At 68.6% G+C, this 13,365-nt stretch carries 7 protein-coding genes; all 7 read left to right on the top strand.

The genetic code is table 11. The annotated features are described in order from the left end of the window. Window positions 1–104 precede the first annotated feature (104 nt). The 7 genes from mfd (at window position 105) to AC1PLR_RS07520 (ending at window position 13,362) form a co-directional block, all read left to right on the top strand. The gene (mfd, locus tag AC1PLR_RS07550) at window positions 105–3,773 is read left to right on the top strand and encodes a transcription-repair coupling factor (protein WP_481103154.1); all 3,669 of its coding nucleotides are present in this window, start codon (window positions 105–107) and stop codon (window positions 3,771–3,773) included. A 425-nt stretch (window positions 3,774–4,198) separates the two neighbouring features. After that, window positions 4,199–4,519 carry an STAS domain-containing protein gene (locus AC1PLR_RS07545; RefSeq protein ID WP_481103153.1) on the top strand — a complete coding sequence of 107 codons (321 nt, stop codon included), beginning with the start codon at window positions 4,199–4,201 and terminating at the stop codon, window positions 4,517–4,519. 13 nt (window positions 4,520–4,532) lie between these two features. After that, the gene (locus AC1PLR_RS07540; protein WP_481103152.1) at window positions 4,533–6,602 is read left to right on the top strand and encodes a chemotaxis protein CheA; all 2,070 of its coding nucleotides are present in this window, start codon (window positions 4,533–4,535) and stop codon (window positions 6,600–6,602) included. A gap of 57 nt (window positions 6,603–6,659) precedes the next feature. Beyond that, window positions 6,660–8,798 carry a methyl-accepting chemotaxis protein gene (locus AC1PLR_RS07535; protein ID WP_481103151.1) on the top strand — a complete coding sequence of 713 codons (2,139 nt, stop codon included), beginning with the start codon at window positions 6,660–6,662 and terminating at the stop codon, window positions 8,796–8,798. A 58-nt stretch (window positions 8,799–8,856) separates the two neighbouring features. Next, entirely contained in the window at window positions 8,857–10,854 is a 1,998-nt protein-coding gene (locus AC1PLR_RS07530) for a methyl-accepting chemotaxis protein (RefSeq protein ID WP_481103150.1), read from the top strand. 48 nt (window positions 10,855–10,902) lie between these two features. After that, window positions 10,903–12,819, top strand: a complete 1,917-nt coding sequence (locus tag AC1PLR_RS07525) for a methyl-accepting chemotaxis protein (RefSeq protein WP_420007349.1) — start codon at window positions 10,903–10,905, stop codon at window positions 12,817–12,819. 9 nt (window positions 12,820–12,828) lie between these two features. Beyond that, the gene (locus tag AC1PLR_RS07520) at window positions 12,829–13,362 is read left to right on the top strand and encodes a chemotaxis protein CheW (RefSeq protein ID WP_019800357.1); all 534 of its coding nucleotides are present in this window, start codon (window positions 12,829–12,831) and stop codon (window positions 13,360–13,362) included. The last annotated feature ends 3 nt before the right edge of the window (window positions 13,363–13,365 follow it).

Raw genomic sequence — 13,365 nt, 5'->3', positions numbered from 1 at the left:
CTACTCTTCGCCATCCCCTCCCGCGCACCGCCAACCGGCGCGCGGCGTTTCCCGGGTTGCGCCGCGCCGGTCGCGGCACCCGGCTTTGCTAAACTCCACGGTCCATGCCGCCCCTTCCCTTCCCCGTTCCGCCGCTGCCCAAGTCCGGCCAGCTCCGCGCGCACTGGCGCGCTCCCGCGTCCTCCACCGCCCTGGCCTGGCACATCGCCTGCGCCGCGTCCGCGCACCGCGGGCCGTTGCTGGTGGTCGCACGCGACAACCAGAGCGCGCATCAGCTCGAAGCCGACCTGCACAGCCTGCTCGGCGACGATCCGAGCCTGCCGGTGGTGCCGTTCCCGGACTGGGAAACCCTGCCCTACGACCAGTTCAGTCCGCACCCGGACATCGTCAGCCAGCGCCTGGCCGCGCTGCACCGGCTGCCGACGCTGACCCAGGGCATCGTGGTGGTGCCGGTGCAGACGCTGATGCAGCGGGTCGCGCCGCTGCGCTACATCGTCGGCGGCAGTTTCGACCTGCGCGTGGGCCAGCGCCTGCACCTGGACGCGGAGAAACGGCGGCTGGAAAGCGCCGGCTACCGCAACGTGCCGCAGGTGATGGACCCGGGCGATTTCGCCGTGCGCGGCGGCCTGCTCGACGTGTACCCGATGGGCACCGACGCACCGTTGCGCATCGAACTGCTGGACGAGGACATCGATTCGATCCGCGCCTTCGACCCGGAATCGCAGCGTTCGCTGGACTATGTGCAGGCGGTGCGCATGCTGCCCGGGCGCGAAGTGCCGATGGACGATGCCAGCGTGGAACGGGTGCTGACCGCGCTGCGCGAACGTTTCGACGTCGACACCCGGCGCAGCGCGCTGTACCAGGATATGAAGGCCGGGCTGGCGCCGTCGGGCATCGAGTACTACCTGCCGCTGTTCTTCCAGGAGACGCGCAGCAGCGGTGCGCGCGAGGCCACCGCCACCCTGTTCGATTACCTGGGCGAGCACGTGCTGCCGCTGATCGCCCCGGGCGTGGGCGCCGCCGCCGACGCGTTCTGGGCGCAGACCCAGGCCCGCTACGAGCAACGCCGCCACGACGTGGAGCGCCCGCTGCTGGCGCCGGAGGAGCTGTACCAGGCGCCGGATGCCCTGCGCGAACGCCTCAACGGGCTGCCGCGCATCGACGTGTGGGCCGCCGACCACCCACGCATCGACGAGGCACAGGCGCTGGGCGACCAGCCGCTGCCGCCGCTGCCGGTGGCGGCCAAGGACGCCGCGCCAGGCGCGGCGCTGAAGAGCTTCCTCGATCACTACCCGGGCCGGGTGCTGATCGCGGCCGATTCGCCGGGCCGCCGCGAGGCGCTGCTGGAAGTGTTGGCGGCCGCGGAGTTGAAGCCTGAGGTGCTGCCGAATTTCGCGGCATTTGTTCCTTCTCCCACCGGGAGAAGGTGGCGCGAAGCGCCGGATGAGGGTGCGGCGCTCGCGCGGTCGGAAACGAAGAAGGCCGGGTCGGCGGCAGCTTCCAAAGCTGCGCAGACACAAAACTCTAGCAGTCGTACCCTCACCCCAACCCCTCTCCCGGAGGGAGAGGGGCTGGACTCCGGCGCGATCGCTGCACGTTTCGCCATTGCCGTGGCGCCGCTCGACGACGGCTTCGCGCTGGAGGAGCCGCGCATCGCGGTGCTGACCGAACGCCAGTTGTTCCCCGAGCGCGCCAGCCAGCCGCGGCGCAGCCGGCGCGTGGGACGCGAGCCGGAAGCGATCATCCGCGACCTGGGCGAGCTGTCCGAGGGCGCGCCGATCGTGCACGAGGACCACGGCGTCGGCCGCTACCGCGGGCTGATCGTGCTCGATGCCGGCGGCATGCCCGGCGAGTTCCTGGAAATCGAGTACGCCAAGGGCGACCGGCTGTACGTGCCGGTCGCGCAGTTGCATCTGATCAGCCGCTACTCCGGCGCCTCGGCCGAGACCGCGCCGCTGCATTCGCTGGGCGGCGAGCAATGGACCAAGGCCAAGCGCAAGGCCGCCGAGAAGGTGCGCGACGTGGCCGCGGAGCTGCTGGAGATCCAGGCGCGTCGCCAGGCCCGCGCCGGGCTGGCGTTGCAGGTGGACCGGGCGATGTACGAGCCGTTCGCCGCCGGCTTCCCGTTCGAGGAAACCCCCGACCAGTTGGCCGCGATCGACGCCACCCTGCGCGATCTGGCCAGCAGCCAGCCGATGGACCGGGTGGTGTGCGGCGACGTCGGCTTCGGCAAGACCGAGGTCGCGGTGCGCGCGGCCTTCGCCGCGGCCAGCGCCGGCAAGCAGGTGGCGGTGCTGGTGCCGACCACGCTGCTGGCCGAACAGCACTACCGCAACTTCCGCGACCGCTTCGCCGACTATCCGCTCAAGGTCGAGGTGCTGTCGCGCTTCAAGAGCAGCAAGGAGATCAAGGCCGAACTGGAGAAGGTCGCCGCCGGCAGCATCGACGTGATCGTCGGCACCCATCGCCTGCTGCAGCCGGACGTGAAGTTCAAGGACCTGGGCATGGTCATCGTCGACGAGGAGCAGCGCTTCGGTGTGCGCCAGAAGGAAGCGCTGAAGGCGCTGCGCGCCAACGTGCACCTGCTGACCCTCACCGCCACGCCGATCCCGCGCACCTTGAACATGGCCATGGCCGGCCTGCGCGACCTGTCGATCATCGCCACGCCGCCGCCGAACCGGCTGGCCGTGCAGACCTTCGTCACCCAGTGGGACAACGCGCTGCTGCGCGAGGCCTTCCAGCGCGAACTGGCGCGCGGCGGCCAGCTGTACTTCCTGCACAACGACGTGGAGAGCATCGGCCGCATGCAGCGCGAGCTGAGCGAACTGGTGCCGGAGGCGCGCATCGGTATCGCCCACGGGCAGATGCCCGAGCGCGAGCTGGAAAAGGTGATGCTGGATTTCCAGAAGCAGCGCTTCAACGTGCTGCTGTCGACCACGATCATCGAATCGGGCATCGACATCCCCAACGCCAACACCATCGTCATCAACCGCGCCGACCGCTTCGGCCTGGCGCAGCTGCACCAGTTGCGCGGCCGCGTCGGCCGTTCGCATCACCGCGCCTACGCCTATCTGCTGGTACCGGACCGGCGCAGCATCACTCCCGATGCGCAGAAGCGCCTGGATGCCATCGCCTCGATGGACGAACTGGGCGCCGGCTTCACTCTGGCCACCCACGATCTGGAAATCCGCGGCGCCGGCGAACTGCTCGGCGAGGACCAGAGCGGACAGATGGCCGAGGTCGGCTTCAGCCTGTACACCGAGCTGCTGGAACGCGCGGTGCGCAGCATCCGCCAGGGCAAGCTGCCGGACCTGGACGCTGGCGAGGAAGCGCGTGGCGCCGAAGTGGAACTGCATGTGCCCGCGCTGATCCCCGACGACTACCTGCCCGACGTGCATACCCGCCTGACCCTGTACAAGCGCATCTCCAGCGCCCGCGACAGCGACGGCCTGCGCGAACTGCAGGTGGAGATGATCGACCGCTTCGGCCTGCTGCCGGATCCGGTGAAGCACCTGTTTGCCATCGCCGAACTGAAACTACAGGCCAATGCGCTGGGCGTCCGCAAGCTGGAACTGGGCGAACACGGCGGGCGCCTGGTGTTCGAGACCAAGCCCAACGTGGATCCGATGACCATCATCCAGATGATCCAGAAGCAGCCCAAGCTGTACGCGATGGATGGCCCGGACAAGCTGAAGCTCAAGCTGCCGCTGCCGGAAGCGGCCGACCGTTTCAATGCCGCGCGCGGGCTGCTGACCGCGCTGTCGCCCCGCTGAGCGACGCGGGCGATCCTGCCCGCACAGCACCCACGAGCGGCCACCGTACAGGGGCCGCAGTTGTCTTGCCCAAACACGCCACCGCGACATGCGGCGGCGTATGGCGCGCCTGCAGCTAGCGCAACACACCGACGCAGCGGTCTTCACATGAAGACCGACGGACCCGCGCCGCGCGGCTTTTTTGACGTCTTCACGCGCCGTCACGTTTGGCACGGCACGTGCAATAGACCTTCAGGCACATCGCGCCCAAGCCTTTATGGGATGCGCATCTTGCGCTGGTCTGAACCAATCAGGCTCGCGTGCGGTGTGGGAGACAAATGCTTCACGCGCGCTAAATATTTCTAAATATTTCCTGTCCGCGCCGATATCGCTCTTACCGAAGCCGGCGACACCGGCTTTTCCCACTTCCCTGCCGGAGACCCGCCATGCGCTCGACGCCCCCCGACGAACAGGATCCGCCGCTGCAGCTGATCGTGGACGGCGACATGACCATCCGCCGCGCGGCCGAACTCAAGCCGCTGCTGCTGCCCGCGCTGGAACATCCCGGCGGGTTGCGCCTGCAGTTGCAGGAGGTGACCGACATCGACGCCACCGGCGTGCAGCTGCTGCTGGCCACCCAGGCGGCACTGCGCGCACTGGGACGCCCATTCCAGCTCGAGGGCTGCAGCACCGCGGTCGGCGCTGCGCTGGCCCTGCTCGGCCTGGACGACGCGTTCGAGCGCGTCGGCGACGACACCCTTCACTAATCGGCAGCACGACATGAACATGGATCAATTGCTGCAGACCTTCATCGCCGAGAGCCGCGACCTGCTCGAGGACATGGAGCGCAATCTGTTGGAAGCCGAGCGCGGCGAAGCCGGTCCGGATGCGGTCAACGCGATCTTCCGCGCCGCCCACACCATCAAGGGCTCCGGCGGCCTGTTCGACCTGGCGCAACTGGTCGGCTTCACCCACGTGGTGGAGAGCGTGCTGGACCTGGTGCGCGAGCATGCCGTCGCGCTGGATTCGGAGCTGATCCAACTGATGCTGGCCTGCTGCGACCACATCCGTGCGCTGGTGGAAGCCGCGGCCGGCGGCAAGGCCGACGAAGCCACGCTCACCGCCGACGGCGCGCCGCTGCTGCAACGTCTGCAGACCTACCTGCAACCCGCCGCCACACCGGCGGCCAAGGCGACCGCGGCAGCGCCGGCCGCGCCCGCGCACACCGGCTACTGGCGGATCTCGCTGCAGCTGTTCACCGATGCGCTACGCTTCGGCAACTCGCCGCTGCACCTGATCCGCTGCCTGCGCAGCCTCGGCAGCCTGGAAGCGGTGCGCACCCGCCACGACCGCGTGCCGGCGCTGCCGGACCTGGATCCGGAGGCCTGCTACCTGGGCTTCGACATCCTGCTGCGCAGCGACGCGCAACAGGCCGCGATCGAGGACATCTTCGAATTCGTGCGCGACGACTGCGACCTGCAGGTGCTGGCGGTGGACCCGCAGGGCGACGCCGCCAACCTGGATCTGCCGCTGCTGGTGGCCGAGGCCGGCAGCCAGGCCAGTGCCGACGATTTCGCCGGGTTCGACAACGCCGACGCGCCGGCGGCGGCCGCGCCCGCCTTGGCCAGCACGCCGGCGGCAGCGGCCGCCACCGCCGCCAGCGCCGGCCCGGCCAAAGCCGCGGGCGCGCGCGGCGACGGCGGCTCGATCCGCGTCGACGCCGACAAGCTGGACCGCATGATCGACCTGGTCGGCGAGCTGATCATCGCCGTCGCCAGCACCGGCGCCAACGCCCAGCGTACCGGCGATGCGCAACTGCTGGAATCCACCTCGATCCTGGCCGGGCTGGTCGAAGAGGTGCGCGAAAGCGCGCTGCAGCTGCGCATGGTCAAGATCGGCGGCACCTTCAGCCGCTTCCACCGCGTGGTCCACGACGTCGCCCGCGAGCTGGGCAAGGACATCGCGCTGGTGGTCAATGGCGAGGACACCGAGCTGGACAAGTCGGTGGTGGAGAAGATCGCCGATCCGCTGACCCACCTGGTGCGCAACGCCATGGATCACGGCATCGAACCGGCCGAGGTGCGCCAGGCGCGCGGCAAGCCGGTGCGCGGCACCGTGCGCCTCAACGCCTTCCACGATTCCGGCAGCATCGTCATCCAGATCAGCGACGACGGCGGCGGCCTCAACCGCGACCGGATCCTGGCCAAGGCGCTGGAGCGCGGCCTGATCGAACCCGGCCGCCAGCTCTCCGACCGCGAAGTGTTCGCGCTGATCTTCGAGCCGGGCTTCTCCACCGCCGAGAAGGTCACCAACCTGTCCGGCCGCGGGGTCGGCATGGACGTGGTCAAGCGCAACATCGCCGCGCTGCGCGGCAGCGTGGACATCAGCAGCCAGCAGGACGTCGGCACCACCATCTCGGTGCGGCTGCCGCTGACCCTGGCGATCATCAACGGGTTCCAGGTCGGAGTCGGCAAGTCGGTGTTCGTGGTGCCGCTGGACGTGGTCGAGGAATGCGTGGAGTTCGCGCCGAACTACCAGAGCGAGTACATCGACCTGCGCGGCAACGTGCTGCCCTACGTGCGCCTGCGCTCGCTGTTCGCCATCGCCGGCGCGCCGCCGGCGCGCGAGAGCATCGTGGTGATCCGCCAGGGCGCGCAGCGGTTCGGCCTGGTGGTCGACACCCTGCTCGGCGAGTGGCAGACCGTGATCAAGCCGCTCTCCAAGGTCTTCGCCCAGGTCAAGGGCATCAGTGGCTCCAGCATTCTCGGCAGCGGTGGGGTCGCGTTGATCCTGGACGTGCCGTCGCTGTTGGGCCAGTTGCAACCCGGCGCCGAATCGCTGGCGGCCTGAGCCGCCGCGTCGCCCGCCGTCATTCCTACGTCGCGCCATCAACCAGGAATCGCCGCCATGTCCCAGAACCGGACGCCCCTTACCACCCTGCCGACGGCCGCCGTCGTCGCCGTCGCCCTGCCCGCCGCCGCCGCTGTCGCCGCGCTGGCGCTGCCGCTGGCCAGCGGCCTCGCATGGACCCTGGTCGCCGTGGCCACGCTGGTCGCCGGCCTGCTGCTGGGCCGTAGCGTGCGCGCGGCACAGCAGGCGGCCGCTGCCACGCAGCGCGAGTTGGAGCTGGCCCGCAGCGGCCTGCAGGCGCTGGCGCAGGGCGAACTGGACCGCGTGGACGCCGCCACCGGCGGCAGCGAGATCGGCCAGGCCCTGCTCGCCGCGCAGCGGCCGCTGCGGCAGTTGCAGGCCGACGTCGCGCACATGACCCGCGCGCACGCCGCCGGCGACTGCGACGTGATGCTGGATGCCGCGCAGGCCAGCGGCGCCTACCGCACCGTGGCCGGCGATATCAACCAGCTGGTCGGCGCCCACATCGGCGTCTGCAAGCAGGCGATCGACTGCGTGGGCGAGTTCGGCCGTGGCAACTTCGCCGCGCCGCTCGCCGCGTTCCCGGACAAGAAGGCCTACATCAACGACACCATCGAGCAGGTGCGGCGCAACATGCTCGGCCTGATCGCCGAAATACGCCGCGTCGCCGAGGAGCACGATGCCGGCGAGATCGACACCAGCATCGACAGCGCGCACTTCCAGGGCGACTTCCGCAGCATGGCCGACGGCATCAACCGCATGGTCGGCAGCCACATCGCGGTCAAGAAGCAGGCGATGGGCGTGGTCGCCGAGTTCGGCCGCGGCAACTTCGACGCGGACATGCCGCAGCTGCCGGGCAAGAAGGCCTTCATCAACGACACCATCGAGCAGGTGCGCGGCAACTTCAAGCGCCTGATCGGCGAGATCGCGCGCATGTCCGAGGAGCACGACCTGGGCGACATCGACGTGCAGATCGACTGCGCGCACCTGGACGGGCAGTTCTGCGCGATCGGCAAGGCCATCAACCGCATGGTCGCCGCGCACATCGCCGTCAAGAAGCAGGCGCTGAGCGTGGTGGCCGAGTTCGGCCGCGGCAATTTCGACGCGCCGATGCCGCAACTGCCCGGCAAGAAGGCCTTCATCAACGAGATCATCGAACAGACCCGCGGCAACCTGCGCAGCGTCGGCGACGTGATCAAGGTGATGGGCGCGATGGCCGAGGGCGACCTCAGCCGCCAGGTGCAGGGCCACTACGAGGGCGCCTTCGCCGACATGCAGCGCTACGTCAACGCCACCATCGACAAGCTCACCAGCATCGTCAACGAGGTCAACGGCAACGCCGTGACCCTGGCCAGCGCCGCCGAGGAACTGTCGTCCACCGCGCAATCGCTGAGCCAGGCGGCCAGCGAGCAGGCCGCCGGCGTGGAGGAGACCAGCGCGTCGCTGGAGCAGATGACCGGCTCCATCGCGCAGAACGCGGAAAACGCCAAGGTCACCGACAGCATGGCCGCCAAGGCCTCGCGCGAGGCCGCCGAGAGCGGCGAGGCGGTCCGCGCCACCGTCTCGGCGATGAAGGAGATCGCGCGCAAGATCGGCATCATCGACGACATCGCCTACCAGACCAACCTGCTGGCGCTGAACGCGGCAATCGAAGCCGCGCGCGCCGGCGAGCATGGCAAGGGCTTCGCCGTGGTCGCTGCGGAGGTGCGCAAGCTGGCCGAGCGCAGCCAGGTGGCCGCGCACGAGATCGGCGACGTCGCCAGCACCAGCGTGACCCTGGCCGAGACCACCGGGCGCCTGCTCGGCGAGATGGAACCGTCGATCCGCCGCACCTCCGACCTGGTGCAGGAGATCACCGCCGCCTCCGAGGAACAGAGCACGGGCGTCGGCCAGATCAACGCCGCGGTCGTTCAGCTCAGCCAGACAACACAGCAATCCGCTGCCAACGCTGAAGAATTGGCCGCCACGGCCGAAGAAGTAAGCAGCCAGGCAGAACAGTTGCAAACGCTCATGAGTTTCTTCACCACCGGCGCCAGCACCGCCCCGGCACCGACCCCGCAACCGCGGCGACTGCCCACGTCGATGCAGCGCACACCACGCGCCCGCAGCTTCGGCGGCCCGGCGGCCACCGCCCAGGCCGCGCGCCTGGAAGAAGCCGCGTTCGTTTCGTTCTGATCTCTTTCCGTCCCGGCCTGCCAGGCCGGGGACTCTTCACCCGCACAGGTACCATGGCATGTCCAACTCTCTCTCGCTGTCCTCCAAGCTGTGGACCGGCTCGGCCATCGCCGTCGCGCTGCCATTGGCTGCTGCGGCGGGCGGGTTCGCCCTCGGCTTGAGCCCCGGGCAAACCCTGGCGCTGGGCATCGGTGCCACGGTGCTGGCCGCCGCGGTGCTGGCCTATACCGTCCACGCCATCACCCGCTCGCTGCGGATCGCCACCACCACCCTGGCGCGCTTCGCCACCGGCAATTTCGAGGTGGTGATGCCGACCATCCGCAACGACCAGGCCTGCGAGGTGCTGCTGGCGCTGCGGCAGGTGCAGACCGGGGTACGCCAGATCAACGACGAGATCGTGCGCATGTCCGCCCAGCACGACGCCGGCGACATCGACGTGGTGATCGACAGCCACCGCTTCGATGGCGAGTTCAAGGTCATCGCCGAGGGCATCAACCGCATGGTCGGCGACCACATCGCCACCAAGAAGAAGGCGCTGGCCTGCGTGGCCGAGTTCGGCCGCGGCAATTTCGATGCGCCGCTGGAGACGTTCCCGGGCAAGAAGGTCTTCATCAACGAGATCATCGAGCAGGTGCGCCGCAACATGCAGGGGCTGATCGCGCAGATGCAGCACATGTCCGCGCAGCACGACGCCGGCGACATCGACGTGGTGATCGAGAGCCACCGTTTCGAAGGCGACTTCCGCAGCATGGCCGACGGCATCAACCGCATGGTCGGCGACCACATCGCCACCAAGAAGAAGGCGATGGCCTGCATCGCCGAGTTTGGCCGCGGCAACTTCGACGCGCCGCTGGACGCCTTCCCGGGCAAGAAGGCGTTCATCAACGACACCGTTGAACAGGTGCGCGCCAACCTGCGCGCGCTGATCCGCGACACCAGCCTGCTCGCCGACGCGGCCGCGGCCGGCCGCCTGGACGTGCGCGCCGACGGCAGCCTGCACCATGGCGACTTCCGCCGCATCGTCGACGGCATCAACCTGACCCTGGACACGGTGATCGGTCCACTCAACGAAGCCAGCGCCGTGCTCAAGGCGATCGAAGCCGGCGACCTGACCCGGCTGGCGAACGTGCAGTGCCAGGGCAAGCTGAAGGAACTGTGCGACAGCGTCAATGCCACCGTTGCGCGCCTCGCGCAGGTGGTCGGCGAGGTCAACATCAACGCCGACGCCCTGGCCAGCGCCTCCGAGCAGGTCAGCGCCACCGCGCAGTCGCTCAGCCAGGCGGCCAGCGAGCAGGCCGCCGGCGTGGAGGAAACCAGTGCGTCGCTGGAGCAGATGACCGCGTCCATCGCGCAGAACACCGAAAACGCCAAGGTCACCGACGGCATGGCGGCGAAGGCCGCACGCGAAGCCAACGAAGGCGGCGATGCGGTGCGCTCGACGGTGGTGGCGATGAAGCAGATCGCGCAGAAGATCGGCATCATCGACGACATCGCCTACCAGACCAACCTGCTGGCGCTGAACGCGGCGATCGAGGCCGCGCGTGCCGGCGAGCACGGCAAGGGCTTCGCCGTGGTCGCTGCGGAAGTGCGCAAGCTGGCCGAGCGCAGCCAGGTGGCCGCGCAGGAGATCGGCCAGGTCGCCGAGTCCAGCGTGGAGCTGGCCGAGAACGCCGGCAAGCTGCTGGAGCAGATGGTGCCCTCGATCCGCCGCACCTCCGACCTGGTGCAGGAAATCACCGCCGCCTCCGAGGAACAGACCTCGGGCGTGGGCCAGATCAATGCCGCGGTCGGCCAGCTCAACCAGACCACCCAGCAGGCCGCGGCCAACTCCGAGGAACTGGCCGCCACCGCCGAGGAAATGAGCGGCCAGGCGGAGCAGTTGCAGCAGTTGATGAGCTTCTTCCGTACCAACCAGGTGGTGGCGCCGCGGCGCCCCGCCGCTCCGCAGGCCCTGGCGCACAAGTCGGCACCGGTGCGCAAACGCAGTTTCGGCTTTGGCGAGACCGGCCTGGCGCTGGTGCCGGCGCCGGACGAAGCGCAGTTCGACACGTTCTGACAACCACACTTCCGTACATCCAACAGGGGGATCACGGTGTTTAATCAAATGAAGATCGCTACCAGAATCGGGCTCGGCTTCGCCGCCGTCCTGCTGCTCATGGTGGGCATGGGCGTGTTCACGGTGGACAAGCTGGCCAAGGTCAACCAGGCCTCCACCGACATCGCCACCAACTGGATGCCCAGCATCCATTACGTGCAGGCGATGAATACCAACCTGTCCGACCTGCGCGTGGCCGAACTGCAGCACGTGGTCACCGAGAACCCGCAGGAAATGCGCGCGTTCGACCAGCAGATGGAGCAGATCCTGGCCGAGTACGCGAGTAACCGCGATCATTACGTCAAGCTCATTTCCTCGGAGGAGGAAAAAGGCATCTATACGAACTTCAATGGCGAGTTCGAAAAGTACCTGGCCTTGCACAAGCAGGTCCTGGACCTGTCGCGAACGCTGAAGACCAGCGAGGCGCTGGCCTTGTTCAACGGCGACCAGCGCAAGCTCTACGACGATGCGTCGACCATTCTCGACAGCCTGGTCGTGCTGAACACCAAGGGCGGCGAAGCCGCCAGCGCGGAGGGCGATGCGCTCTATGCCAGTTCGCGCCAGTGGATCATCGCCGTGATCGTGGTATGCGTGCTGCTGGGCGCCGGCATTTCGGTCTTCATCGTGCGCGGCCTGATGCGCCTGCTCGGCGGCGAGCCGGCCTATGTGGCCGAGATCGCCAACAAGGTAGCGCAGGGCGACCTCAACCTGGAGGTGGCGGTGCGCGCCAACGACAGGGGCAGCGCGTTGTATGCGATGCGGACCATGGTCGAGCGGCTGAAGCTGGTGATCGACGGCCAGCGCCGCGTGGTCCAGGCCGCCAACCGTGGCGACTTCTCCGAGCGCATCGTCCTGGACGGCCTGTCCGGGTTCCAGCGCGACATGGGCCAGGGCCTGAACGAGTTGGCCACCACCACCGGCGACAGCATCCAGGACGTGGTGCGGGTGATGGGCGGCCTGGCCGAGGGCGACCTGACCCGCAGCATCGACAAGTCCTACGACGGCGCCTATGCCGAAATGAAGAACTACGTCAACGACACCATCGCGCGCCTGTCGCAGGTGGTCAGCGAGGTCAACAGCAACGCCGAGGCGCTGGCCAGCGCCTCGGAGGAAGTCAGCGCCACCGCGCAGTCGCTGAGCCAGGCGGCCAGCGAACAGGCCGCCGGCGTGGAAGAGACCAGCGCCTCGCTGGAGCAGATGACCGCCTCGATCTCGCAGAACACCGAGAACGCCAAGATCACCGACGGCATGGCCAGCAAGGCGTCCAGCCAGGCGCTGGACGGCGGCGAGTCGGTGCGTGCGACCGTGCAGGCGATGAAGCAGATCGCGCAGAAGATCAGCATCATCGACGACATCGCCTACCAGACCAACCTGCTGGCGCTGAACGCGGCGATCGAAGCCGCGCGCGCCGGCGAGCATGGCAAGGGTTTCGCCGTGGTCGCCGCGGAAGTGCGCAAGCTGGCCGAGCGCAGCCAGGTGGCCGCGCAGGAGATCGGCGATGTGGCCAGTTCCAGCGTCGAGCTGGCGGAGAACGCCGGCAAGCTGCTGGACGAGATGGTGCCGTCGATCAAGCGCACCTCCGACCTGGTGCAGGAGATCACCGCCGCCTCCGAGGAACAGACCTCCGGCGTCGGCCAGATCAATGCCGCGGTCGGCCAGCTCAACCAGACCACGCAGCAGGCCGCATCCAACTCCGAGGAACTGGCCGCGACCGCCGAGGAAATGAGCGCGCAGGCCGAACAGCTGCAGCAACTGATGAGTTTCTTCAAGCTGGAAGTCGCAGCCGCATCCAGGACCGCGACGCGGCGTCCGGCCGCGGCGCGCGGCCGCAGCGGGCAGGCCGGGGCCAAGCCGATCGCACGCGTGGCCGGCGGCAAGCTGGTGCTGGCCGACACGCTGGACGAAACCCACTTCGAAACCTTCTGAGGCATGGCCATGAACGCTCCCGCTTCGCTCTCACCCTCCGACGCCGGCGACCTGGCGACGGACCAGTTCCTGACCTTCCTGCTGGGCAAGGAAATGTTCGGCGTCGGCATTCTCGGCATCAAGGAGATCATCGAGTACCGCACGCCGACCGACGTGCCGATGATGCCGCCCGCGCTGCGTGGGGTGATCAACCTGCGTGGCGCGGTGGTGCCGGTGGTGGATCTGCAGCAGCGCTTCGGCCGTGCGCCCAGCGAGATCAGCAAGCGCACCTGCATCGTCATCATCGAGGTCGCCAGCGGCGAGGAACGCCAGGTGCTCGGGCTGCTGGTGGATGCGGTCAGCGAGGTGCTGGAGATCGCCACCGCCGACATCGCCCCGCCGCCGGCGTTCGGCACCGGCATCCGCCGCGACTTCATCCATGGCATGGGCAAGGTCGGCGAGCGCTTCGTCATCCTGCTCGCCGCCGATGCGGTGCTGGCGCCCCAGGAGTTCGCCAGCATGGCCGCCCTCGACGCCCACCTGGAAGAAGGCATCGCCGCCTGAGCG

This window comes from Xanthomonas sp. NCPPB 3570 (genome assembly GCF_056725115.1).
This window is presented reverse-complemented; position numbering and strand designations above follow the sequence as displayed.

Bases quoted from the DNA above. Each gene is read 5' to 3' on its own strand.
- mfd (WP_481103154.1), top strand. From the start codon at position 105: ATGCCGCCCCTTCCCTTCCCCGTTCCGCCGCTGCCCAAGTCCGGCCAG.
- AC1PLR_RS07545 (WP_481103153.1), top strand. From the start codon at position 4,199: ATGCGCTCGACGCCCCCCGACGAACAGGATCCGCCGCTGCAGCTGATC.
- AC1PLR_RS07540 (WP_481103152.1), top strand. From the start codon at position 4,533: ATGAACATGGATCAATTGCTGCAGACCTTCATCGCCGAGAGCCGCGAC.
- AC1PLR_RS07535 (WP_481103151.1), top strand. From the start codon at position 6,660: ATGTCCCAGAACCGGACGCCCCTTACCACCCTGCCGACGGCCGCCGTC.
- AC1PLR_RS07530 (WP_481103150.1), top strand. From the start codon at position 8,857: ATGTCCAACTCTCTCTCGCTGTCCTCCAAGCTGTGGACCGGCTCGGCC.
- AC1PLR_RS07525 (WP_420007349.1), top strand. From the start codon at position 10,903: ATGAAGATCGCTACCAGAATCGGGCTCGGCTTCGCCGCCGTCCTGCTG.
- AC1PLR_RS07520 (WP_019800357.1), top strand. From the start codon at position 12,829: ATGAACGCTCCCGCTTCGCTCTCACCCTCCGACGCCGGCGACCTGGCG.